The 26495-nt window shown below is 62.7% G+C and carries 30 protein-coding genes; 20 read left to right on the top strand and 10 right to left on the bottom strand.

What is annotated here, in order from left to right:
• Positions 1 to 23: 23 nt before the first annotated feature.
• A complete protein-coding gene (locus ACT67G_RS06935; RefSeq protein WP_325245436.1) occupies positions 24 to 845 on the top strand; it encodes a sulfite exporter TauE/SafE family protein in 822 nt (273 codons plus the stop codon).
• A gap of 54 nt (positions 846 to 899) precedes the next feature.
• Here the strand turns inward: ACT67G_RS06935 and ACT67G_RS06930 are convergent, their stop codons facing one another.
• Positions 900 to 2270 carry a PhoH family protein gene (locus tag ACT67G_RS06930; protein WP_443663710.1) on the bottom strand — a complete coding sequence of 457 codons (1371 nt, stop codon included), beginning with the start codon at positions 2268 to 2270 and terminating at the stop codon, positions 900 to 902.
• A gap of 111 nt (positions 2271 to 2381) precedes the next feature.
• A complete protein-coding gene (gene gpr / locus ACT67G_RS06925) occupies positions 2382 to 3275 on the bottom strand; it encodes a GPR endopeptidase (RefSeq protein WP_443663708.1) in 894 nt (297 codons plus the stop codon).
• 193 nt (positions 3276 to 3468) lie between these two features.
• Between gpr and rpsT the strand changes: the two genes are divergently transcribed.
• The 5 genes from rpsT (at position 3469) to ACT67G_RS06900 (ending at position 6388) form a co-directional block, all read left to right on the top strand.
• Positions 3469 to 3732 carry a 30S ribosomal protein S20 gene (rpsT, locus tag ACT67G_RS06920; protein ID WP_325245431.1) on the top strand — a complete coding sequence of 88 codons (264 nt, stop codon included), beginning with the start codon at positions 3469 to 3471 and terminating at the stop codon, positions 3730 to 3732.
• A gap of 84 nt (positions 3733 to 3816) precedes the next feature.
• Entirely contained in the window at positions 3817 to 4593 is a 777-nt protein-coding gene (locus ACT67G_RS06915) for a TatD family hydrolase (RefSeq protein ID WP_443663705.1), read from the top strand.
• Complete coding sequence (locus ACT67G_RS06910) at positions 4590 to 5447, top strand: hypothetical protein (RefSeq protein WP_325247598.1); 858 nt, start codon at positions 4590 to 4592, stop codon at positions 5445 to 5447. Before ACT67G_RS06915 ends, ACT67G_RS06910 begins: the two co-directional genes overlap by 4 nt.
• A 15-nt stretch (positions 5448 to 5462) precedes the next feature.
• Entirely contained in the window at positions 5463 to 6086 is a 624-nt protein-coding gene (locus tag ACT67G_RS06905; protein ID WP_443663704.1) for a TatD family nuclease-associated radical SAM protein, read from the top strand.
• A 62-nt stretch (positions 6087 to 6148) separates the two neighbouring features.
• The gene (locus ACT67G_RS06900; RefSeq protein ID WP_325247905.1) at positions 6149 to 6388 is read left to right on the top strand and encodes a GlsB/YeaQ/YmgE family stress response membrane protein; all 240 of its coding nucleotides are present in this window, start codon (positions 6149 to 6151) and stop codon (positions 6386 to 6388) included.
• Positions 6389 to 6444: 56 nt separating this feature from the next.
• Here ACT67G_RS06900 and ACT67G_RS06895 read toward each other — a convergent pair whose 3' ends face one another.
• Together ACT67G_RS06895 and ACT67G_RS06890 are read right to left on the bottom strand one after the other, a co-directional pair.
• Positions 6445 to 6843, bottom strand: coding sequence for a VOC family protein (locus ACT67G_RS06895; RefSeq protein WP_325247904.1), 399 nt, complete (start codon positions 6841 to 6843; stop codon positions 6445 to 6447).
• A 33-nt stretch (positions 6844 to 6876) separates the two neighbouring features.
• Positions 6877 to 7626: a sulfite exporter TauE/SafE family protein gene (locus ACT67G_RS06890; protein WP_325247903.1), complete on the bottom strand. Its 750-nt coding sequence runs from the start codon at positions 7624 to 7626 to the stop codon at positions 6877 to 6879.
• A gap of 186 nt (positions 7627 to 7812) precedes the next feature.
• Between ACT67G_RS06890 and rpsF the strand changes: the two genes are divergently transcribed.
• The 4 genes from rpsF (at position 7813) to ACT67G_RS06870 (ending at position 9887) form a co-directional block, all read left to right on the top strand.
• Positions 7813 to 8109 (top strand): 30S ribosomal protein S6, encoded by a 297-nt coding sequence (rpsF, locus tag ACT67G_RS06885; RefSeq protein ID WP_325247902.1) that lies wholly within the window; start codon positions 7813 to 7815, stop codon positions 8107 to 8109.
• Positions 8110 to 8125: 16 nt separating this feature from the next.
• Positions 8126 to 8593 carry a single-stranded DNA-binding protein gene (locus ACT67G_RS06880; RefSeq protein ID WP_325247901.1) on the top strand — a complete coding sequence of 156 codons (468 nt, stop codon included), beginning with the start codon at positions 8126 to 8128 and terminating at the stop codon, positions 8591 to 8593.
• A 24-nt stretch (positions 8594 to 8617) separates the two neighbouring features.
• On the top strand, positions 8618 to 8869 hold the full coding sequence (gene rpsR, locus ACT67G_RS06875; protein WP_235228553.1) for a 30S ribosomal protein S18: 252 nt from the start codon (positions 8618 to 8620) through the stop codon (positions 8867 to 8869).
• A gap of 184 nt (positions 8870 to 9053) precedes the next feature.
• On the top strand, positions 9054 to 9887 hold the full coding sequence (locus tag ACT67G_RS06870) for a hypothetical protein (RefSeq protein ID WP_443663701.1): 834 nt from the start codon (positions 9054 to 9056) through the stop codon (positions 9885 to 9887).
• A 100-nt stretch (positions 9888 to 9987) separates the two neighbouring features.
• On the opposite strand, the gene spoIIP is transcribed toward ACT67G_RS06870, so the two are convergent.
• The 4 genes from spoIIP to thiW form a co-directional block, all read right to left on the bottom strand.
• Positions 9988 to 11148 carry a stage II sporulation protein P gene (gene spoIIP, locus ACT67G_RS06865; protein ID WP_443663699.1) on the bottom strand — a complete coding sequence of 387 codons (1161 nt, stop codon included), beginning with the start codon at positions 11146 to 11148 and terminating at the stop codon, positions 9988 to 9990.
• 408 nt (positions 11149 to 11556) lie between these two features.
• Positions 11557 to 11925 carry a hypothetical protein gene (locus ACT67G_RS06860; RefSeq protein WP_443663697.1) on the bottom strand — a complete coding sequence of 123 codons (369 nt, stop codon included), beginning with the start codon at positions 11923 to 11925 and terminating at the stop codon, positions 11557 to 11559.
• Positions 11926 to 12083: 158 nt separating this feature from the next.
• Positions 12084 to 12896 carry a hydroxyethylthiazole kinase gene (gene thiM, locus ACT67G_RS06855; RefSeq protein WP_443663695.1) on the bottom strand — a complete coding sequence of 271 codons (813 nt, stop codon included), beginning with the start codon at positions 12894 to 12896 and terminating at the stop codon, positions 12084 to 12086.
• A 23-nt stretch (positions 12897 to 12919) separates the two neighbouring features.
• A complete protein-coding gene (gene thiW, locus ACT67G_RS06850; RefSeq protein WP_443663693.1) occupies positions 12920 to 13438 on the bottom strand; it encodes an energy coupling factor transporter S component ThiW in 519 nt (172 codons plus the stop codon).
• A gap of 716 nt (positions 13439 to 14154) precedes the next feature.
• Here thiW and thiE point away from each other — a divergent pair.
• The 7 genes from thiE to ACT67G_RS06815 all read left to right on the top strand — a co-directional run bounded on the left by thiE (position 14155) and on the right by ACT67G_RS06815 (position 19912).
• Positions 14155 to 14796 (top strand): thiamine phosphate synthase, encoded by a 642-nt coding sequence (thiE, locus tag ACT67G_RS06845; protein ID WP_443663692.1) that lies wholly within the window; start codon positions 14155 to 14157, stop codon positions 14794 to 14796.
• Positions 14797 to 15103: 307 nt separating this feature from the next.
• Entirely contained in the window at positions 15104 to 15901 is a 798-nt protein-coding gene (gene thiD / locus ACT67G_RS06840) for a bifunctional hydroxymethylpyrimidine kinase/phosphomethylpyrimidine kinase (RefSeq protein ID WP_443663690.1), read from the top strand.
• Positions 15898 to 16509, top strand: a complete 612-nt coding sequence (locus ACT67G_RS06835) for an energy-coupled thiamine transporter ThiT (protein WP_443663688.1) — start codon at positions 15898 to 15900, stop codon at positions 16507 to 16509. The genes thiD and ACT67G_RS06835 overlap by 4 nt, the downstream gene beginning before the upstream one ends.
• Positions 16506 to 17168: a thiaminase II gene (tenA, locus tag ACT67G_RS06830; protein ID WP_325247177.1), complete on the top strand. Its 663-nt coding sequence runs from the start codon at positions 16506 to 16508 to the stop codon at positions 17166 to 17168. Before ACT67G_RS06835 ends, tenA begins: the two co-directional genes overlap by 4 nt.
• A 45-nt stretch (positions 17169 to 17213) precedes the next feature.
• On the top strand, positions 17214 to 18389 hold the full coding sequence (gene cytX, locus ACT67G_RS06825; RefSeq protein WP_443663686.1) for a putative hydroxymethylpyrimidine transporter CytX: 1176 nt from the start codon (positions 17214 to 17216) through the stop codon (positions 18387 to 18389).
• Between the two features lie 460 nt (positions 18390 to 18849).
• Entirely contained in the window at positions 18850 to 19002 is a 153-nt protein-coding gene (locus tag ACT67G_RS06820; RefSeq protein ID WP_325246228.1) for a hypothetical protein, read from the top strand.
• A gap of 76 nt (positions 19003 to 19078) precedes the next feature.
• A complete protein-coding gene (locus ACT67G_RS06815; protein WP_443663684.1) occupies positions 19079 to 19912 on the top strand; it encodes a deoxyribonuclease IV in 834 nt (277 codons plus the stop codon).
• A gap of 82 nt (positions 19913 to 19994) precedes the next feature.
• On the opposite strand, the gene ACT67G_RS06810 is transcribed toward ACT67G_RS06815, so the two are convergent.
• Both ACT67G_RS06810 and ACT67G_RS06805 read right to left on the bottom strand, forming a co-directional pair.
• Positions 19995 to 20417: a hypothetical protein gene (locus ACT67G_RS06810; RefSeq protein WP_443663683.1), complete on the bottom strand. Its 423-nt coding sequence runs from the start codon at positions 20415 to 20417 to the stop codon at positions 19995 to 19997.
• Positions 20418 to 20448: 31 nt separating this feature from the next.
• Entirely contained in the window at positions 20449 to 21807 is a 1359-nt protein-coding gene (locus ACT67G_RS06805) for an 8-oxoguanine deaminase (RefSeq protein ID WP_443663681.1), read from the bottom strand.
• Between the two features lie 204 nt (positions 21808 to 22011).
• Between ACT67G_RS06805 and ACT67G_RS06800 the strand changes: the two genes are divergently transcribed.
• From ACT67G_RS06800 to ACT67G_RS06790, 3 genes are all read left to right on the top strand, one after another.
• On the top strand, positions 22012 to 24048 hold the full coding sequence (locus ACT67G_RS06800) for a sigma-54 interaction domain-containing protein (RefSeq protein WP_443663679.1): 2037 nt from the start codon (positions 22012 to 22014) through the stop codon (positions 24046 to 24048).
• Between the two features lie 268 nt (positions 24049 to 24316).
• Positions 24317 to 25486 carry a MalY/PatB family protein gene (locus ACT67G_RS06795; protein WP_443663677.1) on the top strand — a complete coding sequence of 390 codons (1170 nt, stop codon included), beginning with the start codon at positions 24317 to 24319 and terminating at the stop codon, positions 25484 to 25486.
• Between the two features lie 90 nt (positions 25487 to 25576).
• A partial coding sequence (locus tag ACT67G_RS06790) for a dicarboxylate/amino acid:cation symporter (RefSeq protein ID WP_443663676.1) occupies positions 25577 to 26495 on the top strand: 919 nt, incomplete at its 3' end.

The following is a 26495-nucleotide window of genomic DNA, read 5'->3' as shown; positions in this document are numbered from 1 at the left end:
CGGCCGATTCCGGGAGGTCCTATATGAATGGTATATTCTCCCTGTTCACGGATATCACTGTGAACGGGTTTCCCCTTTGGGTGGTGCTGCTGATCTGCGTGGGCGTGTTTCTGGCCTCCTTTATGGATGCCATCGCCGGAGGCGGCGGCATCATCTCCGTGCCCACCTACCTCATCGCCTTTACGGGCCTGCCCACCCACTTCGCCCTGGGCACCAACAAGCTCTCTTCCGCCATCGGCACGGTGTTCTCCACCGGCCGCTTTATCCGGCAGGGGTATGTGGACTGGCGGCTCTTCGCCCCGGCGGCGGTCTTTTCCCTGCTGGGCTCCGTGGGAGGCACCTGGCTGCAGCTGCACACACCGGATGTGGTGCTGAAGTATCTGCTGCTGGTGGTGCTGCCGGTGGTGGCGGTGGTGACGCTGCGCAACCATAACTGGCCCGATGAGCCCACGCCCATGGACTTCCGCCGCCGGGCGGCGGTGGTGTGGGCGGCCTCGTTGGTGATCGGCGCCTACGACGGCTATTACGGCCCCGGTACCGGCACCTTTTTGATGCTGATCTTCATCCGCCTGGGGAAGATGGACACCCGCCACGCTGCCGGAGGCGTGAAGGTCATCAATCTGGCCTCCAACATCGGCAGCCTCTGCACCGCCCTGACGGCGGGCACCGTGTATATCGCGGTGGGCCTCATTGCCGCCATTGCCTCGGTATTGGGCCACTACCTGGGAGCGGGCCTTGCCATCAAGAACGGCAGCCGCATCGTCCGGCCCACCGTCATCATCGTGCTGATCCTGCTGACCGTCAAGGTGGGCAGCGAACTCCTCTTCCCGGAGTTCTGGAGCTGAAAAAGCAGAAAACCGCGCCGTCTCACTGACGGCGCGGTTTTGATGTAATGGGTCTCACAGCCGCTGCACGGCGTCCATGGCCAGGGCGGAGCGCTCGCACTCCTCCGCCGAGAGGGTCAGCTGCCAGCAAAGGGGGCTGCCCTTCATGCACTTGGCGGCGTAGCTCAGGCCGTTGGTGCGCTCATCCAGAAAGGGCCGGTCGATCTGCCGGGGATCGCCCAACAAAATGATCTTGGTGTCCTGGCCTGCCCGGGTGATGATGCCCTTCACCTGGTTGGGGGTCATGTTCTGGGCCTCGTCGATGATGAGGTAGGTCTTGACGATGGAACGGCCCCGGATGAAGTTCATGGCCTCCGCCTGGATGACGCCCCGCTGGAACACCTCCGACACCCGGTCGCTGAGGGCGCCCTCGTCCTCATAGCGGTCCTCGTCGGCGTCCAGCAGCTGCTCCAGATTGTCCACGATGGGCCGCATCAGGGGGGCGATCTTCTCCTGCTCGTCTCCGGGCAGGAAGCCGATGTCGTCGTCGAACTGGGCGTTGGGACGGCTGACGATGATGCGCCGGTACTCCCCGTTGGGGTTGTTGTACACCTTCTCCAGCCCCACCGCCAGGGCGTAGAAGGTCTTGGCGGTGCCCGCCATGCCCTGGACGATCACCAGCGGCGCCTTGTCCGCCCCGGTCATCAGGGCCTCCTGGAGGAAATACTGGCCCACGTTCCGGGGGCTCACCCCGTAGGGCTTGCTCTTCTTGTAGGCCAGGGGTACCACCCGTCCCTCCTCCACCCGGCCCAGCAGGGTCTTGCGGGTGGACTGGTCCAGCTTCAGCACCAGAAACTCATTTTCCGTGAGAGCCGGGCAGCGCCGCTCCCCATTTTCGTCCGCGATGTAGACGGCGGAGGCGTCCACGCCGCTTTTTTTGAATTCCTTGGCCAGCTCCTCGGGGAGGTACACCGTCTGGCGCCCGGTATAGGCGGCGTCGTCGGCGCTGATCTGTTCGGTGGTGAAGTCCTCCGCCGGGATCCCCAGGATCTGGGCCTTCACCCGCAGCAGAAGGTCCTTGGTCACCAGGATCACCTGGTCCGCCCCGGCCTCCCGCAGGCCCTTGCACACCATGAGGATGCGGTTGTCCATCTGGTCTTCCGGCAGGTCCGGCGGCAGCGTCACGTGGATGAAGTTCTGCTCTATCCGGACGGTGCCGCCTCCCGGCAGCGGGACGCCGGAGAGGAGGTCGCCCCCGCAGCGCAGCTCCTCCAGGGCCCGGATGGCCGCCCGGGCGCTGCGGCCCCGCTCACCCTCCGCCCGCTTGAGGCCGTCCAGCTCCTCCACCACCGCCAGGGGGATCACCACCTGGTTTTCCTGAAAGCAGTGCAGGGCGTAAGGGGCCTGAATGAGGATATTGGTGTCCAGTACATAGGTCTTTTTCATAGCATTCCCCCGGCAGGTTCAAAATTTTGATGGTCCGCCGAGCCTATGGTACCCCCGCCCCGCCCAGAAGCGCCACCGCCTCCGGGTCAAATCTCTGTGAAGTTTTCGCGCCTAGCCCAGCAGGGCCGTCATCTCCGCAATCTCTAGGTCCTGCAGGGCCCAGTTGATGCCGTAGCCCAGCACCTTGGAAAGCTCCCGCACCTGCTGGTCGATGTCCCGGGGGGTCACCATAAACTGCTCCCGCTCCCCCCGCAGCCGCTCCTCGCCCAGGGAATCCTCCCCCGCCTCTTCCAGCAGGTCTGCCGCCAATGTCACGGCGTCCACCACCGTGGGCACCCCCAGGGCGTACACCGGCACGCCCAGCGTCTCCCGGTTCAATGCCGAGCGGTGGTTGCCCACTCCGGATCCCGGGACGATGCCGGTGTCCGAGAGCTGCACCGTGGCGCACACCCGGCCCGTCCGCCGGGAGGCCAGGGCGTCCACGGCGATGACGAAGGCGGGGTGCACCTCCTCCACCAGCCCCCGCACCGCCTCGGCGGACTCCACTCCGGTGGAGCCCAGCACCCCGGTGCCGAAGGCCGCCACCGGCCGAAAGCCCGCAAACTGCCGGGGCATGGCGGCAAGGAGGTGCCGGGTCACCAGCACGCTCTCCAGGGTCAGGGGGCCCACGGCGTCGGGGGTCATGGCCCGGTTTCCCAGGCCCACCACCAACGCCGGCCCGTCCGGCAACGACAGATCCTTCAAGTGGCTGCCCACCGCCCGGACGGCCCGGTCGAAATAGTCCTCCTTCCGCTTCCAGTAGGCGGTCAGGTCGATGGTGAGGTAGCTCCCCTGAGGCTTGCCCAGAGCCTCCTCTCCCCGCTCGTCCAGAATGTCCACCCGGGTGATGGGATAGCCCTCCCGTTTCGTTTTCGTGGCCTTGACTCCGGACAGGCGGGTGGTCCGCTGGGCGGATTCCTGCCACAATTCCCGGGCCTCCAGGGCCAGGTCTGTGCGTTTTGTCAACAATGCCGCTGCCTCCCAGACACAAAATCTTGTGGTTTTGCTCCTAGGTTTTGCGCCAACTCACACAATATTCAAAAAAAAGAACAGAAATTATAAAAAAAGTCTTGCTTTTCGGAAACTTCCCTGCTAAAATATCATTCTGCACGGTGGAAAATCTGTCCGCCGGGTGATTTTGCCTAAGGAGGTGTTTGGTTTGCCGAATATCAAGTCTGCCAAGAAGCGCGTGCTGATCGCTGAGGTGCGCAATGCCCGCAACAAGGCCACGAAGTCCGAGGTGAAGACCGCCATCAAGAAGTTCGAGGCGGCTGCCGCAGAAGGCAATCGCACCGAGGCCGATGGCGCTTACAAGGTTGCAGTGAAGAAAGTCGATCAGGCGGTTGCCAAGGGCGTTCTGCACAAGAACACGGCTGCTCACAGAAAGAGCGCCATGACCCTGAAGCTCAACAAGATCGGCTGATGGTCGAACCGAAAGGACATCCCTCGGGGTGTCCTTTTTTGTTTATCCCGGGACGGCTGCCGTCCCCTGTACGTGAGGTGCTCCATGCCTATTTTTGATACCCACGCCCACTATGATTCCTCCGCCTTCAACCCTGACCGGGAGGCGGTGCTCGCTGCCCTGCCGGAAGCAGGGGTCGCCCTGGTGGTGGATCCCGGGTGCGACCTGCCCACCTCCCGGGCCGCCCTGGCCCTGGCGGAGCAGTTCCCCCACGTTTACGCCGCCGTGGGCATCCACCCGGAGGACTGCGCCGGGTATACCGACGCGGATCTGGATGCCCTCCGGCAGCTGTGCCGCCATGACAAGGCGGTGGCCATCGGGGAGATCGGCCTGGACTACTACTGGGCGGAGAACCCGCCCCGGGAATTCCAGCAGCAGGTGTTCCGGCGGCAGCTGGAGCTGGCGCTGGAGCTGGACATGCCCGTCATCATCCACGACCGGGAGGCCCATGGGGATTCCCTGGCCATCGTGAAAGAGTATCCGGGCCTCCGGGGGGTGTTCCACTGCTTTTCCGGCAGCCCGGAGATGGCCGCGGAGCTTCTCAAGCGGGGCTGGTACCTGGGCTTTGACGGGCCCATTACCTATAAAAATGCCAAGCGGGCGCCGGAGGTGGCGGCCATGACCCCCCTGGACCGCATCCTGGTGGAGACGGACAGCCCCTACATGACCCCGGTACCCTTCCGGGGCAAGCGCAACGACAGCCGCTACCTCCCCTATGTCTTGGAAAAGCTGGCGGAGTGGAAGGGCGTCACAACCGAGGAGATGACGGACATCACCTTTGCCAACGGAAAACGGCTCTTTGGAATTGGGGGACCGGTATGAAAACAAGACTGTGTCCCCTGCTGGCGGCACTGATGCTCACCGGCTGCGGGGCCTCCGGCGCATCCGGCCTGCCGGAGACGGAGCCGTTGGAGCCCCTCTCCGCCCCCGCCGTGGTGACGGAGGGGCGGACACCGGAGGAGGATTACCAGCTGCCCACTCAGGTGGTGGGCCTGCGGGACTGGATGGGAAACAGCCGCTGGAATCTGGATCCCGTGGGCCTGCTCTCCCAGCTGCCGGATCAGGAGGTGGCACTGTACGGTGTGACAAAGTATTCCGGCAGCACAGCCCTGCTCCGCTGGGGGGACGCTCTGGCGGAGTTTGACTGGTCCTTCGGCGGTCCCCAGGTGGTGGAGCCCCGGCTCCAGTGCTGGGACGCGGACGGCGACGGTCAGGAGGAAGTGGTGCTCATCAACCTCCTGGGCAGCGGGACAGGGGTTTCTATCGAGGAACTCCACATTGTGGAGAAAAATCAGGACGGCACCCTCACCGATCACTGCTTCCCGGAGACCCTGTGGCGGGACGCGCTCTCCGGGCAGCTGTCCGTGGTGACGGCGGAGGACAGGACGTATGCGGTGCTGGGGCGGGAGCTGGTGGATCTCACGGATGTGCTGGCGGCGGAAAACATTGCCCCCGGTGCCGTCCAGGGCCTCACCACCGGTTCTCAGGCCTCCTTCTCCGCGTGGCCCCATGAGAAGGAGCCCGGCGGAAGCCTCCGGTTCCAGGGGGCCGTGATGCTGGAAGGGGAGGATATTCCATATTACTGGTACGCAGCGGATCTCTCTGCTTCCGTCTCCTATCAGGACGGCGGCTTTACCCTCTCGGAGATTCATTTGGACAGTGTGCCGGAATCTTAAAAGGAAGCGGATACCATGGAAAAAGGCTTTACCATTACCTATGAATACGGGGACAACCTCTATGTGAACCCCACCAACCGCTGTGACTTCAACTGCGATTTCTGCCTGCGGCACAATCAAAGCTCCGGCGGCAGCATCTATACCCACAACCTGTGGCTCAAGCGGGAGCCTAGCCGTGAGGAACTGCTCTCCTCCATCGAGAGCCACGATTTATCTAAGTACCGCCAGCTGGTGTTCGTGGGCTTCGGGGAGCCCACCTACCGCTTTGACGACATCTGCTGGGTCATTGACCGGATGAAGGAAAAGGGAGAGCAGATCTTTACCCGCATGGACACCAACGGCACCGGCTCCCTTATCAACGGCCGGGACATCACGCCGGAGTTTGCCGGGCGGTTCGACATGGTGTCCGTCTCCCTGAATACCGACACGGCGGAAAAGTATGAGGCATTGTGCCATCCCCAGTTCCCCGGGGCCTATGAGGCTATGCTGGACTTCACCCGCCGGGTGCGGCAGTTCGTTCCTCATGTGATGATGACGGTGGTGGATACCATCTCCCCGGAGGAGATCGAAGCCTGCCGGAAGATCTGCGAGGAGGACGTGGGGGCCGAGTACCGGGTGCGGGCCTACATCAAGGATTGAGCCGGTTTTCCCGGGAAAGGCACGGCCCTCCCGGGGACGGAGAAAAGAAAGGATTTTTGTTTATGTTTCGACTGTTAGGGACCCTGATCATGGGCGCCCTGGTGGGCTGGATCGCCGGAAAGGTGATGAACACCGACGGCGGATTGCTGCGCAACATCGTGGTGGGCATCGTGGGCTCCTTTGTGGGCAGCTTTGTTTTCGGATTGCTGGGCTTCTACGCCTACGGCTTTTTCGCCAACCTCCTGGTGAGCGTGGTGGGAGCCTGCCTCTTCATCTGGCTGGGCCGGAAGCTTTTCCGGTAAGATTGCCGCAAAAAAGAGACGCCGTCAGGCGTCTCTTTTTTGCGGCCGCTTTTTGATTAAAGCATTTTCATCAGCTCGATCTGCTCGCCGGAGGGGCCGGTGAAAAACCGGTTTTCCAGTCCGCCGAAGAGGGTGGGCAGCACCACCTTTTCCGGCGTGGTGAAGGTGTCCACCCCCAGGGCCTTCAATTCCGCGGCGGCGGCGTCCACGTCGTCCACATACACGGCGAAGTGGGGGATATTGCCCTCCGTCAGCGGGGCGGGGGTGGGAGACTGGATCAGCTCCAGCACGAAGCCGCCGAACTCCACCAGGGCCAGGCCCTTGTCCCCTGCGGGGGTGGGCAGGGCGTCCTTCTGGCGGAGGGCGCCGCCGATCTTCTCATAAAAGGCGATGCTTGCATCCAGGTCGGGGGTGTGGATGGCGATGTGGGCAGGGCCCTGATAGTGTTCTTTCATGAAAAACTCCTCCTGATTTGTAAAATGTGAAACTCAGAAAATAGGCAGGGATTTGACGATGATGCTGACGCCCCCCAGGATAAAGAGGACGATGGCCGCCGGCCGCAGCCGCTGGCCGTCCAGCCGCCGGGTCACCAGGGCACTGATGACCATGGCCGCAATGGCCGCCGGCAGGCTGCAGAGGCTGAAGAGCAGCACCTCCCGGGTGTAGATGCCCTCCGCCAGATACACCAGCAGCCGGAAGGCGTTCTCCCCGAAGAACAAACAGCACATGCTGCCCTTGAATTCTTCATAGTTGGAGGAGGCCCGCTCCAGATAGGCCACGATAAACATGTTGATGCCGAAGAGCCCCGCGCACATGCCCGAGAAGAAGGACACCGCCAGCATGAGTCCCCGCCGGTCCTTCTTTTTGGAGCCGCCGGTCTTGCCGCGGGTGGCCATCTCCACGCCCAGGGCTACCACCACCACGCCCAGGCAGGTCTTGAGGACCCAGGGCATGGAGTATTGCAGCAGCAGCGTCCCGGGAATGACCCCCAGGAGATTGGCCCCCAGCAGCGCCGCGATCCTCCGCCACTGGAAGCTGCGGCGGTTTTTCCAGGTGATCCAGGCGTTCACCGGACAGTCCAGCAGCAGCGTCCCCGGGGTGATGAGGACGTTGTCCAGCCGCATGGACAAAAGGGGCCCGGAGATCAGGGGATTTCCAAAGCCGATGAGACCCTTGATGGTGTAGGAGATCAGCTGCACCGCAAAGATGAATGCAATGATCCCCGGGGAAAATTCCATGGCCATCCCTCCTTCGGCCACCATCATACCACACAAGCGGGAAAAACAGGAGGATTTTTTGAAAAATCATGGATTTTTTCCTTGACATTTGCGCTCCATCCTATATAATAATAAGGCTCGCAGTCTGCGGGCATATCCTTGCTCTCATGCAATATGAGGGCCATTTGTCCAAAAGGAGGTGCAAACATGGCAAAGGTTTCTGCCAATTACGAGGTCGTGTATATCATCGACCCTGCACAGGGTGAGGAGGGTATCGCCGCTCTGGTGAACAACTTCAAGACCCTGGCTGAGCAGAATGGTTCCGCTGTGGAGGTTGAAGAGTGGGGCAGCCGCAAGCTGGCCTATCCCATCAACTACAAGAACGAAGGCTATTACGTTCTCATGAGCTTCACCAGCGCGCCCGAGTTCCCCCGTGAGCTGGACCGCAAGCTGCGCATTGCGGACGGCATCATGCGTTCTCTCATCGTCTGCAAGGGCGAATAAGGGGGGCGTTGAGGAGATGCTCAACAAAATCATCATTATGGGTCGTCTGACCCGGGATCCCGAGCTGCGCCGCACCGGAAGCGGCACCGCCGTCACGTCCTTCTCCCTGGCCGTGGACCGGGACTTCAAGTCCCAGAGCGGCGAAAAGGAGACGGATTTCATCGACGTGGTGGCCTGGCGCTCCACTGCTGAGTTCGTCAGCAAATACTTCACCAAGGGCCGCATGGCCGTGGTGGAGGGGCGGCTGCAGATCCGCGACTGGACCGACAAGGACGGCGGCAAGCGCCGCAGTGCCGAGGTGGTGGCGGACAACGTCTACTTCGGGGATTCCAAACGGGACGGTGCCGGCGATTACGGCGCCCCCGCCTACGGTGCGCCCTCCGGCGGCTACCGCTCCGCTCCTGCGGGCGGCCCGGCCCCCGTGTCCGACGGACGCTCCGCCTTCGCCGAGATCGGCGAAGAAGACGGCGAACTGCCGTTTTGATTTTGATAAAGGAGGAACCATTTCATGGCTTTTGATCGTGAAGCGAGACCCGCTCGCCCCATGCGCGGCAAGCGTCGTAAGGTCTGCCAGTTCTGCGCGGAAAAGTGCGAGTCCATCGATTACAAGGACGCCGCCAAGCTGCGCCGCTTTGTTTCCGAGCGTTCCAAGATTCTGCCCCGCAGAACCACCGGCACCTGCGCCATGCATCAGCGTCAGCTGACCGAGGCCATCAAGCGTGCCCGTCAGATCGCTCTGCTGCCCTACGTCACCGACTAATCAGGCAGTTCATGGCATGTGAAACCACCCCGTCCGCAGGACGGGGTGGTTTTTTGCGTCCCGGAGGCTAAAACAGTGCCCCGCAACTTCAGATTGCGGACTTGCCGCACAGATGGGCTTCCCTTTTTTGCCGGGATGGGTTACCATACAGGTAGAAACAGCAAAAAAGGGGGCCTGGCTGGGAATGAAAAAGAAGCGGATTACCGCCTTCTTGCTGGCGGCGGTGCTGGTGGGCTGCCTGGGGGCTGCCTGCCTCCTGGAGAGCCGGGCGCCGGATGTCCTTCTGGCCCCTGAGACCGCCCGGGACATCTTTTCCCGGTATGAGGAGGAGCTGCAATACATCGCGGAGACCTGCGGCGTAACCGTCACGGCGTTTACGGAGGAGACCAACGACCTTTTGCAGCAGGCGGCCATAGACCAGTACGGTACGGACCGGTTCGCGGGCCTTTCCCGCCTGGTGACGGAGCTCACCATCGCCTGGAAAAACCAGGAGGCTGACCTTCCCCCGGACAACACCGGCGCCCAGCAGAAGACGGCGTATGAGGCGGCGGCGGACTTTGGCCCCATTACGGGAACCATATGGAAGGAAGTGCCCGTGGGGGCCACCGTGGAGGAAACGGTGAAAAAAACCATCGGGATCTCCCTGCCGGAACCCATTGAGGAACTGCTCCATTCTGACAGGTGGGGCACGTCCACCGAATTCAGCCGGACCCTGGCCGGGCCGAAAGACGGCACGGAGCTCTCCAATGGGAAAAGAGCTACCCACACCATCGGCGTGGACGTCCGGTTCGGGGTCATTGCCCGGCGCACGGACACCGCCTATGACATCTGGACAGGGACCTGGCGGGAGAACAGCGAAGAGGTGGTCTGCAATGAGGCCTGGGGGTTCTACAACATCCTGGGGCTGCTGAACACTCCCATGTATGTGCAGCGGGGCTCCGACGGAGTAACGGTGCGCTGCGACAACTATCTCGTCTTTCAGAAAAAACTGGAGGAAGATCCCAGGCAGTTTATCTGACGGGCGGCGATTTTCCCTGCCTCTATCAAAACCATGAAAGCCTCCCGCCCTGTGGAAAACAGGGCGGGAGGCTTTTGCCGGGCGCTGCCGGGCCGCTTCCCTACTTGCTGCGGCCCTCCAGCACCTCCACCATCTTCTGGGCAAAGAGCCGCCCCGCCAGCTCTGCCTCGTCCGGGGAGTTTCCGGCGGCCCCCACCTCCACCAGCAGCGACCCGGTGGCGGCGTGCTGGTTGTAGCGGGAGTTGCGCAGCAGCACCGGCCGCATCAGCGTGGGATACTGCTGGAGGATGGTGTCCTGCAGGGCTACCGCCAGCTTCAGATTCTCCTTCCAGTTGGGGTGGCTGAGGCCGCCGCCGTCGCTGCCCACCACCAGCGTTAGCTGGGCAGCGGTGCCCTCCTCCACGGCGGAGACTACCTTGTACTGGTTGCCGTCGGCGTCCTCAATGGCGTCACGGTGGACATCCAGGATGAAGCGGATGGAGGGATACTGGGCAAGATAGCTCTGGATGGCCGCCAGGGAGCGGTCATAGGCCTCGTTGTAGGAGGGGTAGTCGTAGAGGGTCCGGTCGTGGAGCACGGAGATCCCCGCCGCGCTGAACACCTCCGCCATGGCGTCCCCCACCCCCACCACGTTGTAGCGGGAGTCGGTGGTGCGCAGGTTTCCGGACCAGACCACCTCCTCCCCGGCGGGCGGCGTGTAGCCCTCGCTGCCGTGGGAGTGGAGGATCAGGATCTGGGGCCCCTCCCCGCTCATCTCCGCGTCAAAGGTCTCCGTCAGCTCCTGGGGATCCAGGGTATAGTCCGTGGAGTTGCTGATGTACACCCGGCCGCAGACGGTGTAGCCGCTGGGATCCGTGGGCACCAGGGTCCGGGCGGGAATGCCGTTGTCGGTGTGGCTCTCTGCCTGGAGGGGGATCTCCTCCACCGGCTCCGTGACAGTGCCCTCCTCCGGGGGCTCCTGTGTGGCGGTCTCCTCCCGGTCCGCCGACCACAGCTCTGCCACCGCCGGGCGGGCGGAGAGCAGCAGGGGCGACTCCCCGATGGCCAGTACCGTGACAGCGGAGAGGCCGTCCCGGGCCCACAGGTCTCCCAGTTCCCACCGCAGCACCCCCATGGGTACCGCCTTCCACAACGCCGCCGCCGCGTCGGAGACGGTGGCACTGCCCGCGGTGACTGCCACTGCCCAGAGCACCCCCACCGCCAGCACGGCGGCGGTGAGCCGCCGCCCGATCCGGCGCAGCAGATCCATCTTTCGTTTCATACGCCCTCACCTCTGGGACAACCTATGATGGTGGGGGCGGAAATATGCGGTTCCGGGGCAAAAAATCCCGCGCCCGAAAGGGCGCGGGAGGGGATATACCGAAGATTAGGGGATCTTTTCAGGAAAGGCAATGATTTTCTTTAAATATTGGAAAAACAAGAGGTAATATATGCCGTATACAGCCGCCATGAATATTGTGGCCAGCCAGTTTGCGGCAGCCAGGCCCAGGACGGCATCCCAGCAGTCACCGGGCGGTGCTTCCGACAAAAGAAAATAGGAGGCCATAATGAGGAGCGGCGCTGCCAGCCAACTGCCGGAGATGATATATCCCCGGAAAAACCGGGTGGTATTGAAAAAGCCGGTGCCGTCTTCCAGATCCTGAATCCAGTGTTCCCATTCTATGGATTTTCAGCCTCCCGGTCCCTGGGGCACCAGTGCATTGATCTTGTTTTCCAGACACTTGGTATAGCAGCCGAACCGGGTGCGGCGGTAGATCAGATCAATCCAGAGAAGTCCCAGAAACATCACCAGGCACGGCAGGGCCAAAAAGAAAAAGAAAATTTCGATATTCTTGGGGATTGCCGCGGAAAATGTAGCCGCGGCGGCAATCAGGGCTGCCAGAGCGGAGAAGGAGATCATCGCCAGCTCAATCTGATAGGTTTCATTGTGCTGCGCCTCAGCACGCAGGGTGGTATACTCCGTCAGAAGGACTTGCAGGAGTTCCTTGTGCTGCTGCTCCGTAAGCTCTGCCGGCGGGGCGGGTGAAGGTGAAGACATGGGGCGGCCTCCTTCCGTGCAGGATTGTCTCCTAAAATTATACAAAAACTTCCATGAAAGAACAACCGTTTTTTCCCAATTCAAAAACAAGACCCGCTCTGCCTTTTGAGGAGAGCGGGCCTTATAAAAATATTCAAAAAGGGATTCTGCCTGGGGTTTTACGGCAGATCCACCTGCTCCGCTTGGGCCAGAGATGTGCACCGCTCCGGGGTCAGGGTGCCGGCGGCGTCCAGCAGCGCCGTGTGGAAGCTGCCGGGGCCCCGTCCGGCGGCTGCTGTCTCTGCCTGCCGGGAGCAGGCCTTCCAGAAAGCGGAGGCTGTGAGGGCGGCGGTGAGAGGGTCGGGAGCCACGGCGGCAAAGGCGCCGCAGAGCACCGAGAGCATGCATCCCGTCCCGGTGAGGCGGGACATGAGGTCGCTGCCCCCGCCCACCTGCCAGGCGGTGACGCCGTCCGTAATGAGATCCTGGGGGCCGGAGAGCAGAACCACGCATTGGCGCTGCCGGGCCAGGTTCACGGCGGCGGCCAGACGATCCGCCGGTGCGGCGGGCAGGGGGCTGTCCACCCCCACCTCCCGGCTGGCCTGGTGGAGCAGTGCCTGGGCCTCTCCCAAATTCACCCGCAAAATGGCCGGAGGAAACAGCCGGATGATCTCCTCCACCCGCTCCAGCCGCCAGGGGTTGCCCCCCACACCCACCGGATCCAGCACCGTGGGCTGTTTGGCGGCGGCGCAGGCCTTGGCGCACAGGAGGCAGGCGTCGAACCGGGCCTGGTCCGGTGTGCCGGTGTTGAGCACCGTGGCGGCGCTGGCGGCGGTGATGGTGGCCATCTCCTCCGGGGCCTGGGCCATGATGGGGCTGGCGCCCACCGCCAGCACCAGGTTGGCGCAGTCGTTGGCGGAGACGATGTTGGAGATGCAGTGGATCAGGGGACGCGTGCGCGCCACCCGGTCAAGGATGGAAAAATCCAGCATGGAAAACCTCCGGAATCAAGTTCTCAGTGCTGCAAAGAGGCCTGCATGGTGCGCAGGGCGCCGCTCTTCTTCAGGGCTCCCACCAGCACGCCGGCGATGATGGATCCACCCACCGTGGATACCAGGAAGGGCACCACATAGGCGGTGTAGCCGATGCTGCCGGCCACCACGCCCATAAAGGCAATGGCAATGGGATAGGACAGCAGCCCTCCGATGATACCGGTGCCGAAGACCTCGGCGCAGAGAGTGGCAGGCAGGTTCTGGGTTTTCTTGTACATCAGGCCGCACAGCAGGGCGCCGCACATGCTGCCCGGAAAGGCCAGCAGGCTCCCCAGGCCCAGGAGGTTGCGCAGGACGCTGGCCGCAAAGGCAGCGGCCAGGCCGTACCCCGGCCCCAGGAACACGGCGCACAGGATATTCACCATGTGCTGCACAGGGGCGCACTTGCTGGAGAACACCGGGAAAGAGAACATGCTGCCCACCACGGCCACGGCACACAGCATACCCGTCAGGGCCAGTTTCTTGACAAAACTGTGATTCATATGATTCGACTCCTTTGAAAAATGAGTGGCAGGGAGAAAACGAAAGACGCGCAGCGTTTTCCCCTTGCATGGCAAGGCGCAGACGGCCGCGCCGCCTGCTGTGGAAACTTCGGTCGAGGCTCCCTGGCCTCCTCTCACGCCGGAACACGGCTTCCCATCGCTGCGTTTTCGGCCCGGACACAGGGCGCTCCCCCTCTGTCCGCTCCCGGTTTCCCGGGACGCCGCTCTCTTCTCCCGCAACACGTCCTTTCCCATCAAAGTCATCATTTTGGCATCAAAAAAACCGCAGGACACAGGGCCCGCGGCGAAGCTCCGATGTCACTTCCTGTATCGGCATTGCCCGTATCAGGTTCGGAGGGTCGAAGCGGGACGCTTCCTCTCAGCCTTGCGGCTCCCCTGTGGTTTTCGGCCTCATTCTACATCCCCCGCCGGGGACGTGTCAAGGACCTTTTTGTGAAAAAATCCGCAAACCCTCTTGCAATGGCGGAGCCGGGGGAGTAAAATAACGGCAACTGAACAACGGGGAGTCCGTGTTGACGGGCTGAGAGTAAGCCGGAAAGGCTTTGACCCATGACCTGATTTGGATCATGCCAACGTAGGGAAATCATAAGGCAGTTTGCCGCGGACCACCGAATTTGGCGAGTCCGCGGATTTTTTTGTATAAAATGCAGCGGCAGATCCGGCAAAAGGGCCGGATGCGCGGGAAAGGAACATCTATGAAGATCGAAGGAGTAAAGCTGCGGCTCTATGCTGTGACGGACCGGGCCTGGGCGGCGGACGAGGACGCCCTCATGGACCAGATCGCCGCCGCCATCGACGGCGGCGCGGGCATCGTGCAGCTGCGGGAGAAGCATCTGGACCACGATGCCTTTTTGCGGGAGGCGCGGCGCTTTGTGGCGCTGTGCCGGGAAAAGGGCGTCATCAGCATCATCAACGACGCGGTGGATATCGCCGCCGCCGTGGGCGCCGACGGGGTCCATGTGGGCCAGTCGGACCTGGCGGCAGGCCGGGCCCGGGAGGTCCTGGGACCGGATAAGCTCATCGGCGTCTCCGCCCACTCCGTGGAAGAGGCCCTGGCGGCCCAGGCCGCCGGCGCGGACTATCTGGGGGTGGGGGCCGCCTTTGTGACGGGCACCAAGGCCGACGCCGCACCCATCTCCCGGGATACCATCCGGGCCATTACAGCGGCGGTGGACATCCCCGTGGTGGCCATCGGCGGCATCAGCCGGGACAACATCACGGAGCTTGCCGGCTGCGGCTTGGACGGCGTGGCGGTGGTTTCCGCCCTCTTTGCCCAAAAGGATGTGAAGACGGCGGCCAAGGAGCTTTACGGCCTCTCGGAGTCCATCGCCCGGTAAGGGCTTTTTACATCGTCCTCACTCGGCGAAAGCCCCGCTTTCGCCGAAGAAGGAGGAAATTCCCCGTCCGGGGTCGCTTTCCGCGGCAGCGGGAAGCGGAGCGGTAAGGGAAAACGCAACTCCCGTCCCAACTCGGCGAAAGCCGTGCTTTCGCCGAAGAAGGAGGAAATTCCCCGTCCGGCGCAGCTTTCCGCGATAAGCGGGAAGCGGAGCGGTAAGGGGGATTTCCGACGCGCGGTACATTGGGGGCACCACCTTGTATCGCTTTATAAAATCAATGGCTGTGCACAAGAGAAAGGAGAACAACATGAAAACAGCATTGACAATCGCTGGAAGCGATTCCAGCGGAGGCGCCGGGATCCAGGCAGACATCAAGACCATGACGGCCAACGGCGTATTCGCCATGAGCGCTGTCACGGCCCTCACTGCCCAGAATACCACCGGCGTCACAGACATCCTGGAGGCTACGCCCTCCTTCCTGGCAGCGGAGCTGGACGCCGTGTTCACCGACATCTTCCCCGACGCGGTGAAGATCGGCATGGTCTCCTCGGCGGACCTCATTCGTGTGATTGCCCAGAAGCTGCGCCAGTACGGCGCGGGGCACATTGTGGTGGACCCGGTGATGGTAGCCACCTCCGGGGCAAAGCTTTTGAAGGACGATGCCCGGGAGACCCTCATGGAGGAGCTGCTGCCCCTGGCGGAGGTGGTGACCCCCAACATCCCGGAGGCGGAGCTCCTTGCCAGCATGACCATTACCTCTCCTGCGGACATGGAGACCGCCGCCTGCACCATCGGAGAGCGGTACGGCTGCGCCGTGCTCTGCAAGGGCGGCCACAACCTCAACGACGCCAACGACCTTTTGTGGAAGGACGGCACCCTCCGCTGGTTCAACGGACGGCGCATCGACAACCCCAACACCCACGGCACCGGCTGCACCCTCTCCAGCGCCATTGCCTCCAACCTGGCCAAGGGCTATGACCTGGAGACGGCAGTGGAGCGGGCCAAGGCCTTCCTCTCCGGCGCCCTGGCGGCCCAGCTGGATCTGGGCCACGGCTCCGGCCCCATGGACCACATGTTTGGGCTCAGAGGGGAGTTTGTGGAATGATCTCTTCTGTCATCACTGCCGTGTTCGCGGTGGCCTATTTGCTGGCTACGGTGATTTTGTGCAGAGGGGTGAAGCTCAACGCCAGGGCATTGTGCCTGGGAGGCGTGATCTGCGCACTGACGTTGGTGCTGGCCACCATCCGCATTCCCCTGCCCACGGGCTCCAATATCACCTGCGGATCCTGGATCCCCCTGATGCTGCTGGCGCTGGTGTATGACTACCGGCTCGCCATGCTGACAGGCTGGGTGTGCGGCATTCTTGCCATGATCCTGATCCCCGGCTGGCAGGCAGTCCACTGGGCGCAGATCTTTGTCCAGCAGCTGGTGTGCTTCTCCTGCCTGGGCTACGCCGGTGTCTTCGGCAGCGACAAGCGCTGGAAGATCCTGTGCGGCATGGCCCTGGCGGTGGCCATCCGCTGCGTGGGCCACGTGCTCAGCGGCGTGATCTTTTACTCCCAGAACGCCTGGGACGGCTGGGGCGCCTGGGGCTACAGCCTGGCCTACAACTCCTCCCGTCTGGTGGAGGGGATCCTCAGTATCCTCATTGTGTCGCTGCTGCCCCTGAAACTCATGCGGCGGAGCATGCGCAAGGAAGAAGGCGTGGCATGAGCACGGTAGAAAGACTCTTGAAAGCAACGGAGGATATCTGGGCAGGGTATCATGAAAAGCCCTTTGTCCAGGGGCTTAAGGACGGCACCCTGGATGTGAAGAAGTTCCGCCGCTACATCATCCAGGACTACTGGTATCTCATGGACTATACCAAGGTGTTTGCCGTGGGCGTGGCCAAGAGCAAGAGTGTGGAGGTCATGAAGCTCTTCGCCAAGTACATCCAGGCCATCCTGGACGGCGAGGTCAACGTCCACAACGGCTATATGGCCGACTTCGGCATCACCCAGGAGGAGCTGGACCACACTCCCATCGCCCAGGATAACCGCTCCTATACCTCCTATATGCTCAGCGTAGCCTACAAAGGCGGCGAGGCCGAGGTGCTCACCGCCATCTTCTCCTGCGCCTACAGCTACGAGGTCATCGCCCGCCGGATCGTGGCCGAGCGCCCGGATGCCCCCAACCATCCCTTGTACGGCCGCTGGGTGCGGGGCTATATCACCGAGCGCTACACCGGCAATAATGTGATCCTCAAGGACATGCTGGAACGTCTGACAGCGGACTACACGGAAGCCCAGCTGCGGGAGCTGGAGGAGATCTTCACCGCCTGCTCCCGGTACGAGGCCTCCTTCTGGGACATGGCCTGGGAGGAGCGGGACTGAGCGCCCGCTGCTGTGCAAACAGGCTATCGTGAGAAAGGAGTAGATATGAAAAAGACCTCTACCTTCCAAAACAGTCTCATCTGGTTCGGCGCCGGCGTCTCCCTGGCGGAGATCCTCACCGGCACCTCCTTTGCCCCTCTGGGCATGGCCAAGGGCTTTGCCGCTATCGTCCTGGGACACATCATCGGCTGCGCCCTCTTTTTCCTGGCGGGCCTCATCGGCGGCCGCACCGGCCGCAGCGCCATGGAGACGGTGAAGATGTCCTTCGGCCACACCGGCGGTCTCCTCTTCGCCTTTTTGAACGTCCTCCAGCTGGTGGGCTGGACCGCCATCATGATCTATGACGGGGCCCTGGCCATCGGCGGCATCTTCGACGCCGGGCACTGGATCTGGTGCCTGGTGATCGGCGGGCTCATCATCGTGTGGATCCTGGTGGGCATCACCAACCTGGGGCTCATCAACAAGATCTCCATGGCGGCCCTGTTTATTCTGACATTGGTGCTGTGCAAGGTGATCTTCTTCTCCGGCGCTTCCGCAGGGGGCGACCTGGGCGAGGCCATGAGCTTCGGCGCGGCGGTGGAGCTGGCGGTGGCCATGCCCCTTTCCTGGCTGCCGCTGATCTCCGACTACACCCGGGAGGCGGAAAAGCCCTTCCAGGCCACCCTGGCCAGCACCCTCACCTACGGGGTGGTCTCCTGCTGGATGTACGTCATCGGCATGGGCGCCGCCATCTACACCGGGGAGTACGACATTGCCCAGATCATGGTGAAGGCGGGCCTGGGTATCGCCGCGTTGGTGATCCTGGTGCTCTCCACCGTCACCACCACCTTCCTGGACGCCTGGTCCGCCGGCATCTCCGCCGAGTCCCTGAGCAGCAAGCTCAACGGAAAGTGGACGGCGGTGGTGGTCAGCGTGGTGGGCATCGCCGGGGCCATCCTCTTCCCCATGGACGACATCACGGGCTTCCTCTACCTCATCGGTTCCGTGTTCGCCCCTATGATCGCCGTGCAGATCGCCGACCACTTCCTGCTGCGCCGGGATTCCTTCGGCGTGAGCTTCGATGTGCGCAACCTCATCATCTGGCTGGTGGGCTTTATCCTCTACCGGCTGCTGATGAATGTGGATATCGTGGTGGGCTACACCCTGGTGGACATGGTCATCACTGTGGCGCTGTGCCTCATTGTGGATCGGCTGATCCCCAAGAAAGCCGCGGCCAGATAAACGGCATTCCCTTTCGCCCGGGACGGCATGCGCCGTCCCGGGCTCAGCCTGTCGAAAAAGTCTTTTCGACAGGCTGAGCAAGTTTTTTGAAACTTTTTTGAGTTTCAAAAAACGATTGATTCAAAACGAAAGGAACCCCTCCTGGGTTCCTCTCGTAACTCTCTTCCTTCCCGTCGCGCAAGATTTCCGGTTTGATCGACAGTCTCCGCCCGGGACGGCATGCGCCGTCCCGGGCTTTTTTTCGATTCCGGCGGACGATTTTCGTCTGTGAACGTCACCATCCGTCCCCTTCCTGCCGGAATTTCCAAAATCCATGAAAAATCTCCCCGCTGTCGACACGTTCAGACAGAATCCACCGCCCCAAATGTGTATGATACAGAGGAAACATCAATATCTTGTGGAGCCGGAGAGACTGCGCGCCCAAGATGACGCGCTGCCTTCCCAGAAAGGACGGACGAATATGGAACCCATCTCCAAGGAATATCTGCTGCTGTTCAATGCCATCACCGACGCCCAGGAGAGCCTGGACCGGATCCGCGCGGAGTTGCTGTGCGCCCAGCAGCGGGCGGAGGAGCTGTATCTGGCGCACAGCGAGGAGCGGGAAACGGCGTAAGGGCGGCGTGTTGCATTTGCCTGTGGCACCGGGGAAGCAAATATGGTATCCTTGAGAAAAAACACCGGAGGGAGTTATGCTGCACATCGGATGCCACCTGTCCTCCTCCAAGGGCTTTGCGGCCATGGGCCGCCAGGCTCTGGAGCTGGGGGCGGATACCTTTCAGTTTTTCACCCGCAATCCCCGGGGAAGCCGGGCCAAGGACCTGGACGCAGATGACGCCGCGGCGCTGGTGACGCTGCTTGGGGAGCGGGGCTTTGCCCCCATTGTGGCCCACGCCCCCTACACGTTGAACCTCTGCGGCGCCAAGGAGGAAAACCGCGCCTTCGCCCAAGAGACCATGGCGGACGACCTCGTGCGGCTGGAGCACGTCCCCGGCCAGCTCTACAATTTCCACCCCGGCAGCCATGTGGGCCAGGGGATCGAGGCGGGCATCACCTTCATCGCCCAGGGCCTCAATGCCATCCTCCGCCCGGACCAGTCCACCACCGTGCTGCTGGAGACCATGGCGGGCAAGGGCAGCGAGGTGGGCGGCCGCTTTGAAGAGATCCGGGCCATTTTGGACCGGGTGGACCTGGGAGAGAAGATGGGCGTGTGCCTGGATACCTGCCACGTCTGGGACGCCGGGTACGACATCGCGGGAGACCTGGACGGCGTGCTGACGGAGTTCGACCGCATTGTCGGCCTGGAGCGGCTCCGGGCCATCCACTTGAACGACAGCAAGAACCCTCTGGGCAGCCATAAGGACCGCCATGAGCGGATCGGCGAAGGCTGCATCGGCCTGGAGGCCTTGTCCCGGGTGGTGCGCCATCCGGCACTGCGGGAGCTGCCCTTCTGCCTGGAGACCCCCAACGACCTTGCCGGCTACGCCCGGGAGATCGCCCTCATGCGCACCCAGGCGGAGGCCTGAGCCAAAGAAAAAACGACCCCGCCCCCACGGATTCCTCCGTGGGGGCGGGGTTTTTCATGCAGAAATCCGGTCTTGAATCCGCTCAGGGTCTCTTACGGTGTATAAGGCGGTACACCAGCCATCCCGGCAGCGCCCCGGCCAGGAGCCCGCCGCAGTAGATCATGGCATAGAGCAGGGAAAATCCCATGGCCTCCGGGTTATAGTACCCGGTGATGCGGGAAAAGAATTTTGTCACCGGGTGCAGATCCTGGCCCATCAGGAACAGCGCGATGAGAAACAGGATCAGAATGCACACTGCTTTCCACAGCCGCAGTCCCCGGCGCTTGAGAAAAAACGCCATCAGGGCGGAACCTGCCAGAACGAAAGCTGCCAGCGCCAGCAAAATGAGCCGCGTATCCATGTCCAACTGACGGCCGATGGTGATCGTCAATAAAAAGGTCAGCGCGGCGGTGAGCAGGTTGCCCAGCACCGCCAGAGCCAGGCCTTTCCACGTCCAGGACTTCATGATTCCCTCCTTTGGGCAGGCGGCTGAGGGCTCAGGGCCGGGAGAGATAATCCCGGCACACCCGGTTGGCCTCCTCCGAAACGGCGATCTCATCCACCGTGGTGAGGTGTCCCTCCCGGACCACCATGCGGCCCTCCACCACCGTGTAATCCACGGGGCCCCGGAGGCCCACGGTGGCCAGCACGTCGGCGGGACTTTCTCCGGCCCCGGCCAGCTCCAGGCGGCGGGCATCCACCAGGAAGAAGTCCGCCCGGCGGCCCACTTCCAATGCGCCGATGTCCTCCCGGCCCAGCAGCCGGGCGCTGCCCCGGGTGGCCAGTTTCAGCACCTGATACCCGGAGGGGGCCTTCTCGCTGGAGGTGAGCCGGTGGAGGAGGTACGCCACCCGCAGCTCCTCCATGAGAGAGGAGCCGTCGTTGGAGGCGGAGCCGTCCACCGCCAGGCCCACCGGGACTCCCAGGGAGAGCATCTCCGGTACCCGGGCCACGCCGGAGGCGAGCTTCATGTTGGAGATGGGGCAGTGAGCAACGCCGGTGCCCGTGCGGGAGAGCTCCCGCAGCTCCTCATCATTGAAGTGGATGCCGTGGGCGTACCAGACGTCGCTGCCGGTCCAGCCCAGAGAGGCCATATACTCCAACGGCCGGACGCCGAAGTGGGCCAGGGTGTAGTGCTCCTCGTCCTTGGTCTCGCACAGGTGGGTGTGGAGCCGCACCCCGTACTGCCGGGCCAGAATGGCGCTCTGGCGCAGCAGTTCGCCGCTGACGGAGAAGGGGGAGCAGGGGGCCAGCACGATCTGGCGCATGGAGCCGGGCCGGGGATCGTGGTAGGTTTCGATGATCCGGGCGGAGTCCGCCATGATTTCATCCACCGTCTGCACCACGCTGTCCGGGGGCAGTCCCCCGTCCTTCCGGGAGAGGTCCATGCTGCCCCGGGAGGATACCATCCGGATACCCAGTTCCTCCGCGGCGGACAGCTGGGCGCCGATGAGGTCCCCGGCTCCTGCCGGGAAGACGTAGTGGTGGTCAAAGCAGGTGGTGCACCCGTGCTTGAGGAGCTCCCCCATGCCGGTGAGGGCGCTGCAGCGCACCACCTGTTCATCCAGGTTCTTCCAGATCTCGTACAGGGCCGTCAGCCAGTCGAACAGCTCCAGGTTTTGCACCTGGGGCAAGTTCCGGGAGAACACCTGGTAGAGGTGGTGGTGGGTGTTGATGAGGCCCGGATAGCACCAGTAGTGGCTGCCGTCCAGGACGGTGTCCGCCTCGCAGGCAAGGTTCGGCCCCAGGGCTGCGATGACGCCGTCCCGGCACAGAAGGTCTACCTGTTGGAGCACCCGGTCGCCGTCGTCGCAGGTGACGGCGGTATGGAGGTTGCGAATCAGCAAAGACGCCATGGGGGATCACGCTCCTTTGTAACAATACGCCCGGTTTCCCGGAGATGACGGTTGATTTGAAAAAGGTCCTGTCACCAGTGTACGGGAGATGGGACAAAAGGTCAAGGAGAGCTGAAAAAAGAAGTCCCAAACAGCCTTGCCAAATGGCGGAAAGTATGGGAAACTGGTTTAAGAAACAGGTTATAACCAATTTGGGAGGCGGCTATGGAAAAGAAGAAAATTTCCATCATTGCCCTGGACCCCCGGGCGGGCCGGTCCTACGGGCGGGACGTGGAGAGCCTGTTCGGGGATGTGGCGGAGGTGTCGGTGTTCTCTGTCATGGACGGCAGCGCCATGGGGGTGCTGGAGCGGGCGGATCTCTTTGCCGCCTCCACCGATGCCTTCGGTTCAGCGGAGGAACTGGCCCGGCACGTGCCCATGGGGTGCCAGACCATGGCGGTGGAGGCCTCCTTCCGCTGGAGCGGGCTGCGCAAGCTCAAGGAGATCCCGGCGGGAAGCCGGGTGCTGTTTGTGAACATGACGGAGACCATGGCCCGGGAGGCCATCGCCCAGCTGGAGCAGCTGGGCGTCAACCACGTCCGCTGGATCCCCTTCTACCCCGGGGCGGAGCTGGAGGAGGACGTCCACATTGCCGTCACTCCCGACGAGATGCGCTATGTGCCCCCCTCCATCGAGACCAAGATCGACGTGGGCCAGCGGGCCTGCACCTCCGGCATGATGATCGAGATCGCCCTGCGTCTGGGGCTGGAGCATCTGCTGGAGACGGAGAAGTTCCGGCGCTACTTCCAGTCCATCGCCACCAGCAATTATAGCTTCGACCAGATGTTCGCCAAGTCCATCCGGCTGGAGAGCCAGTTCCACATCCTCATGGACATCCTCTCCGACGGGGTCATCGGCGTCAACGAAAAGGACGAGATCTTCGCCTGCAACCGCCACGCCGAGGAGCTCACCCGGGTCAGCGCCCCCCTGGTGGAGGGAAAGCCGGGAGACGAGGTGTTCCCCTACATCCCCTTTGGTCCGTGCCTGCGGGACCGGGAGCGGATCGGGGCCCAGGTGGTGCGCATCCACGGGGCGTTGGTCAGCGTGGAGGTGGTGCCGGTGATGCGCCAGGGCACGTGCATCGGCGCCTTTGCCCTGCTCCAGCGCTTCAACGACGTGGAGGTGCGCCAGAGCCGCCTGCGCACCCAGCTGCTCCACAAGGGCTATCAGGCCAAGTACAGCTTTGACGACGTGGTGGGCACCTCCCCTGCGATTTTGCGCACCAAGGAGGTCCTCACCCGCATGGCCGCCGGGGACAGCCCCGTGCTGCTGATGGGGGAGACGGGCACCGGAAAGGAGCTGCTGGCCCACGCCGTCCACCGGGCCTCCCGGCGGCGGGAGGGGCCCTTTGTTGCCATCAACGTGGCGGCCTTTCCGGAGAACCTCCTGGAAAGCGAGCTCTTCGGCTACGAGGAGGGGGCTTTCACCGGCGCCCGGAAGGGCGGACGGCCCGGCCTTTTCGAGCTGGCCCACCAGGGCACGCTGTTTCTGGACGAGGTGGAGGGCATGAGCCCGGCCCTGCAGGTGAAGATGCTGCGGGTCCTCCAGGAGCGGGAGATCATGCGGGTGGGGGGCAGCCGCATCGTCAGCGTGGACGTGCGGATCGTGGCCGCCACCAACGAGAACTTATCCCGCCGGGTGGCGGAGGGGAGCTTCCGCCGGGACCTCTTCTACCGGCTCAACACCCTGCCGGTGCAGGTGCCGCCCCTGTCCTGCCGGGGAGACGACGTCTTTTTGCTGCTGGAACACTTCCGCCGGGAGCTGGGGGGCACCTTCACCCTCTCGGAGCCGGTGCAGGACTTCTTCCGCCGCTATTCCTGGCCCGGCAACATCCGGGAGCTGCGCAACGTGGCGGAGTATTTCCTCTACACCGGCCACGACTGCATCACCCTGGAGGATCTGCCCTCCACCGTGCTGGAGGCCGCCGCTCCCTGTCCCCCGCCGGAGGAAGCCCCGGAGGACGACGGGGCCGCCTTCGTATTGGAGCAGCTCTACCGGGCCTCGGAGCGGGGAGAGTCTCTGGGGCGGGAGCGGCTGCTCTCCGCCGCCCGGGAGGCCCGCCTGCCCCTCACTCAGCCGGAGGTCCGGCGGATCTTGGCGGATCTGGCCGCCCGGGGTCTGGTACGGGTGAGCCGGGGGCGGGGCGGCAGCCGCCTGACGCCCCTGGGCCGGCAAGCATACAAAACTGGTAAAACAATGTAACAATTATAAAAACTATAACCAATTAATTTGGCACAGGCGGGAGAGACCCTCCCCATCCCGCCGGCTGTCCCATCCAACGCTCCCCCGGAACCTCCCGGCAGAACGCCGAAGCGCTCCGGAGGTGGTTTGTTTATATCGCATAAAAGATTGATACAATATAACGGATTTGCCGTGAAAATCACGGCGGACCTCAAAATTGGCATCATAATTGCTTTATAGTTTGGCATCAAAAGGATCCGACAACCATCCGCAGAAAGGAAGAGGTATCATGACATATAACTTTGACCAGATCATCGACCGCTCCAACAACCATTCCGCCAAGTACGACGAGCGCAAGAAGAAATTCGGCACCGACGATGTGATCCCCCTGTGGATCGCGGACATGGACTTCAAGACCGCCCAGCCCATCATCGACGCCCTGACCGCTCGGGCCCAGGAGGGCATCTGGGGCTACACCGCCCGGCCCGCCAGCTATTTTGAGGCGATTCGGAACTGGCAGAAGCGCCGCAACGGCTGGGACATCGACACCAGCCTCATGAGCTGGAGCCTGGGCGTGGTCCAGACCCTCTCTGCGTGCGTCAAGCTCTTCACCCCGGAGGGGGGCAGCGTTCTGATCCAGACCCCCGTGTACTCGGAGTTCTACGACATGACGGAGGCCTGGAACCGCAAGGTGGTGGAGAACCCCTTTGTGGAGGTGGACGGCAAGTGGACCGTGGACTGGGCGGACTTTGAGGCAAAGCTCCAGCAGGTGGATCTCTTTATGCTCTGCTCTCCCCACAACCCCCTGGGCATCGTCTGGGAGGAGGCGGAATTGCGCCGGATGATGGAGCTGTGCCTGAAGTATCACGTGCTGGTGGTCTCCGACGAGATCCACTCCGACCTCATCTTCCACGGCAAGCGCCACATCCCCACCGCCACCCTCTCCACGGAGATTGCCGCCAACGTGGTGACGGGCATCTCCGGCACCAAGACCTTCAACCTGGCGGGTCTCCAGGCCAGCGCCGTGGTGTTCCCCAACGCCCACATGAAGCAGGTCTATGACCACTACTGGCAGTGCATGGACATCCACCGCAACAACGCCTTCTCCCTCACCGCCATGGAGACGGCCTTCAACGAAGGCGAGGAGTGGCTGGAGCAGCTGCTGCCCTATCTCTCCGACAACTTCGACTTCGTGGTGGACTACTGCGACAAATACATCCCCAAGATCAAGACCTACGCCCCGGATGCCACCTATCTCATGTGGCTGGACTGCCGGGCCCTGGGCCTTACCAATGAACAGCTCCACGACTTCATGATTGAGAAGGCCAAGCTGGGCCTCAACGATGGTTGCTCCTTCGGCCGCCAGCTCCAGGGCTTCATGCGGCTCAACGCCGCCTGCCCCCGCTCCGTCCTCAAGACGGCCCTGGACCAGCTGAAGGCCGCCGTGGACAGCCTGTAAATCCCCAAACAGCGATTCCCCCAAAGACCCCTGACGACCACCCGATCGAAACGATAGCCAAAACAAAAAGAGAAAAAGGAGAAGTAAAAAATGGCTACCATCCAAAAGAAGTCTTTCTGGGAACAGTACAAAACCCCCATCCTGATGCTGGGCGGCATCGCCATCGGCGCCATCATCGGCGTGGTAGCCCCTGGCTTCGGCACCACCATCAAGCCCCTGGGCGATATCTTTTTGAACCTGCTCTTTACCATCGTGGTACCCCTGGTGTTCGTCTCCATTGCCTCCGCCGTGGGCGGCATGGCCAACATGAAGCGCCTGGGCAAGATCCTGGGCGGCACCATCGGCACCTTCGTCTTCACCGGCATCATCGCCTCTGCCTGCGTGCTGATCTGGGTGAACCTTTTCAGCCCCTCCGTCGGCAGTTCCATCGACATGGCCGCCGCCGAGGTAGGGGAGGCCAAGACCGCCGGGGAGCTGCTGGTGAGCTCTCTCACCGTGTCCGACTTCTCCGACCTGTGGGATAAGTCCAACATGCTGCCCCTCATCATCTTTGCCATCATCTTCGGCTTCTGCGTCTCCGCCTGCGGCGGCGAGGAGAGCCCCATGGGCAAGCTCCTGGCAAACCTCAGCGCCATCATCATGAAATTCGTGGACGTCATTATGAAGGTGGCCCCCATCGGCCTGGGCGCGTACTTTGCCAACCTGGTGGCCACCTACGGCCCCGAGATCATCGGCAGCTACGGCCGGTCCATGGTGGTGTATTACCCCCTGTGCCTTTTGTACGTGGTGATCTTCTTCCCCCTCTACGCCTTCCTGGCCGGCGGCAAGCTGGGCGTGCGCACCATGCTCAAGTACATCTTCCCTCCTGCCGTCACCGCCTTTGCCACCCAGAGCTCCGCGGCCACCATCCCCGTCAACAAGGAGGCCTGTGACAACATCGGCGTGCCCAAGGATGTCAGCGACCTGGTGCTGCCCATGGGCTGCACCATGCACATGGACGGCTCCGTCC

Source organism: Dysosmobacter sp., assembly GCF_052306735.1.
Lineage (GTDB): Bacteria > Bacillota > Clostridia > Oscillospirales > Oscillospiraceae > Oscillibacter.
The sequence above is the reverse complement of the archived record's forward strand: the minus strand, read 5'-3'. Positions and strand labels throughout refer to the sequence as shown.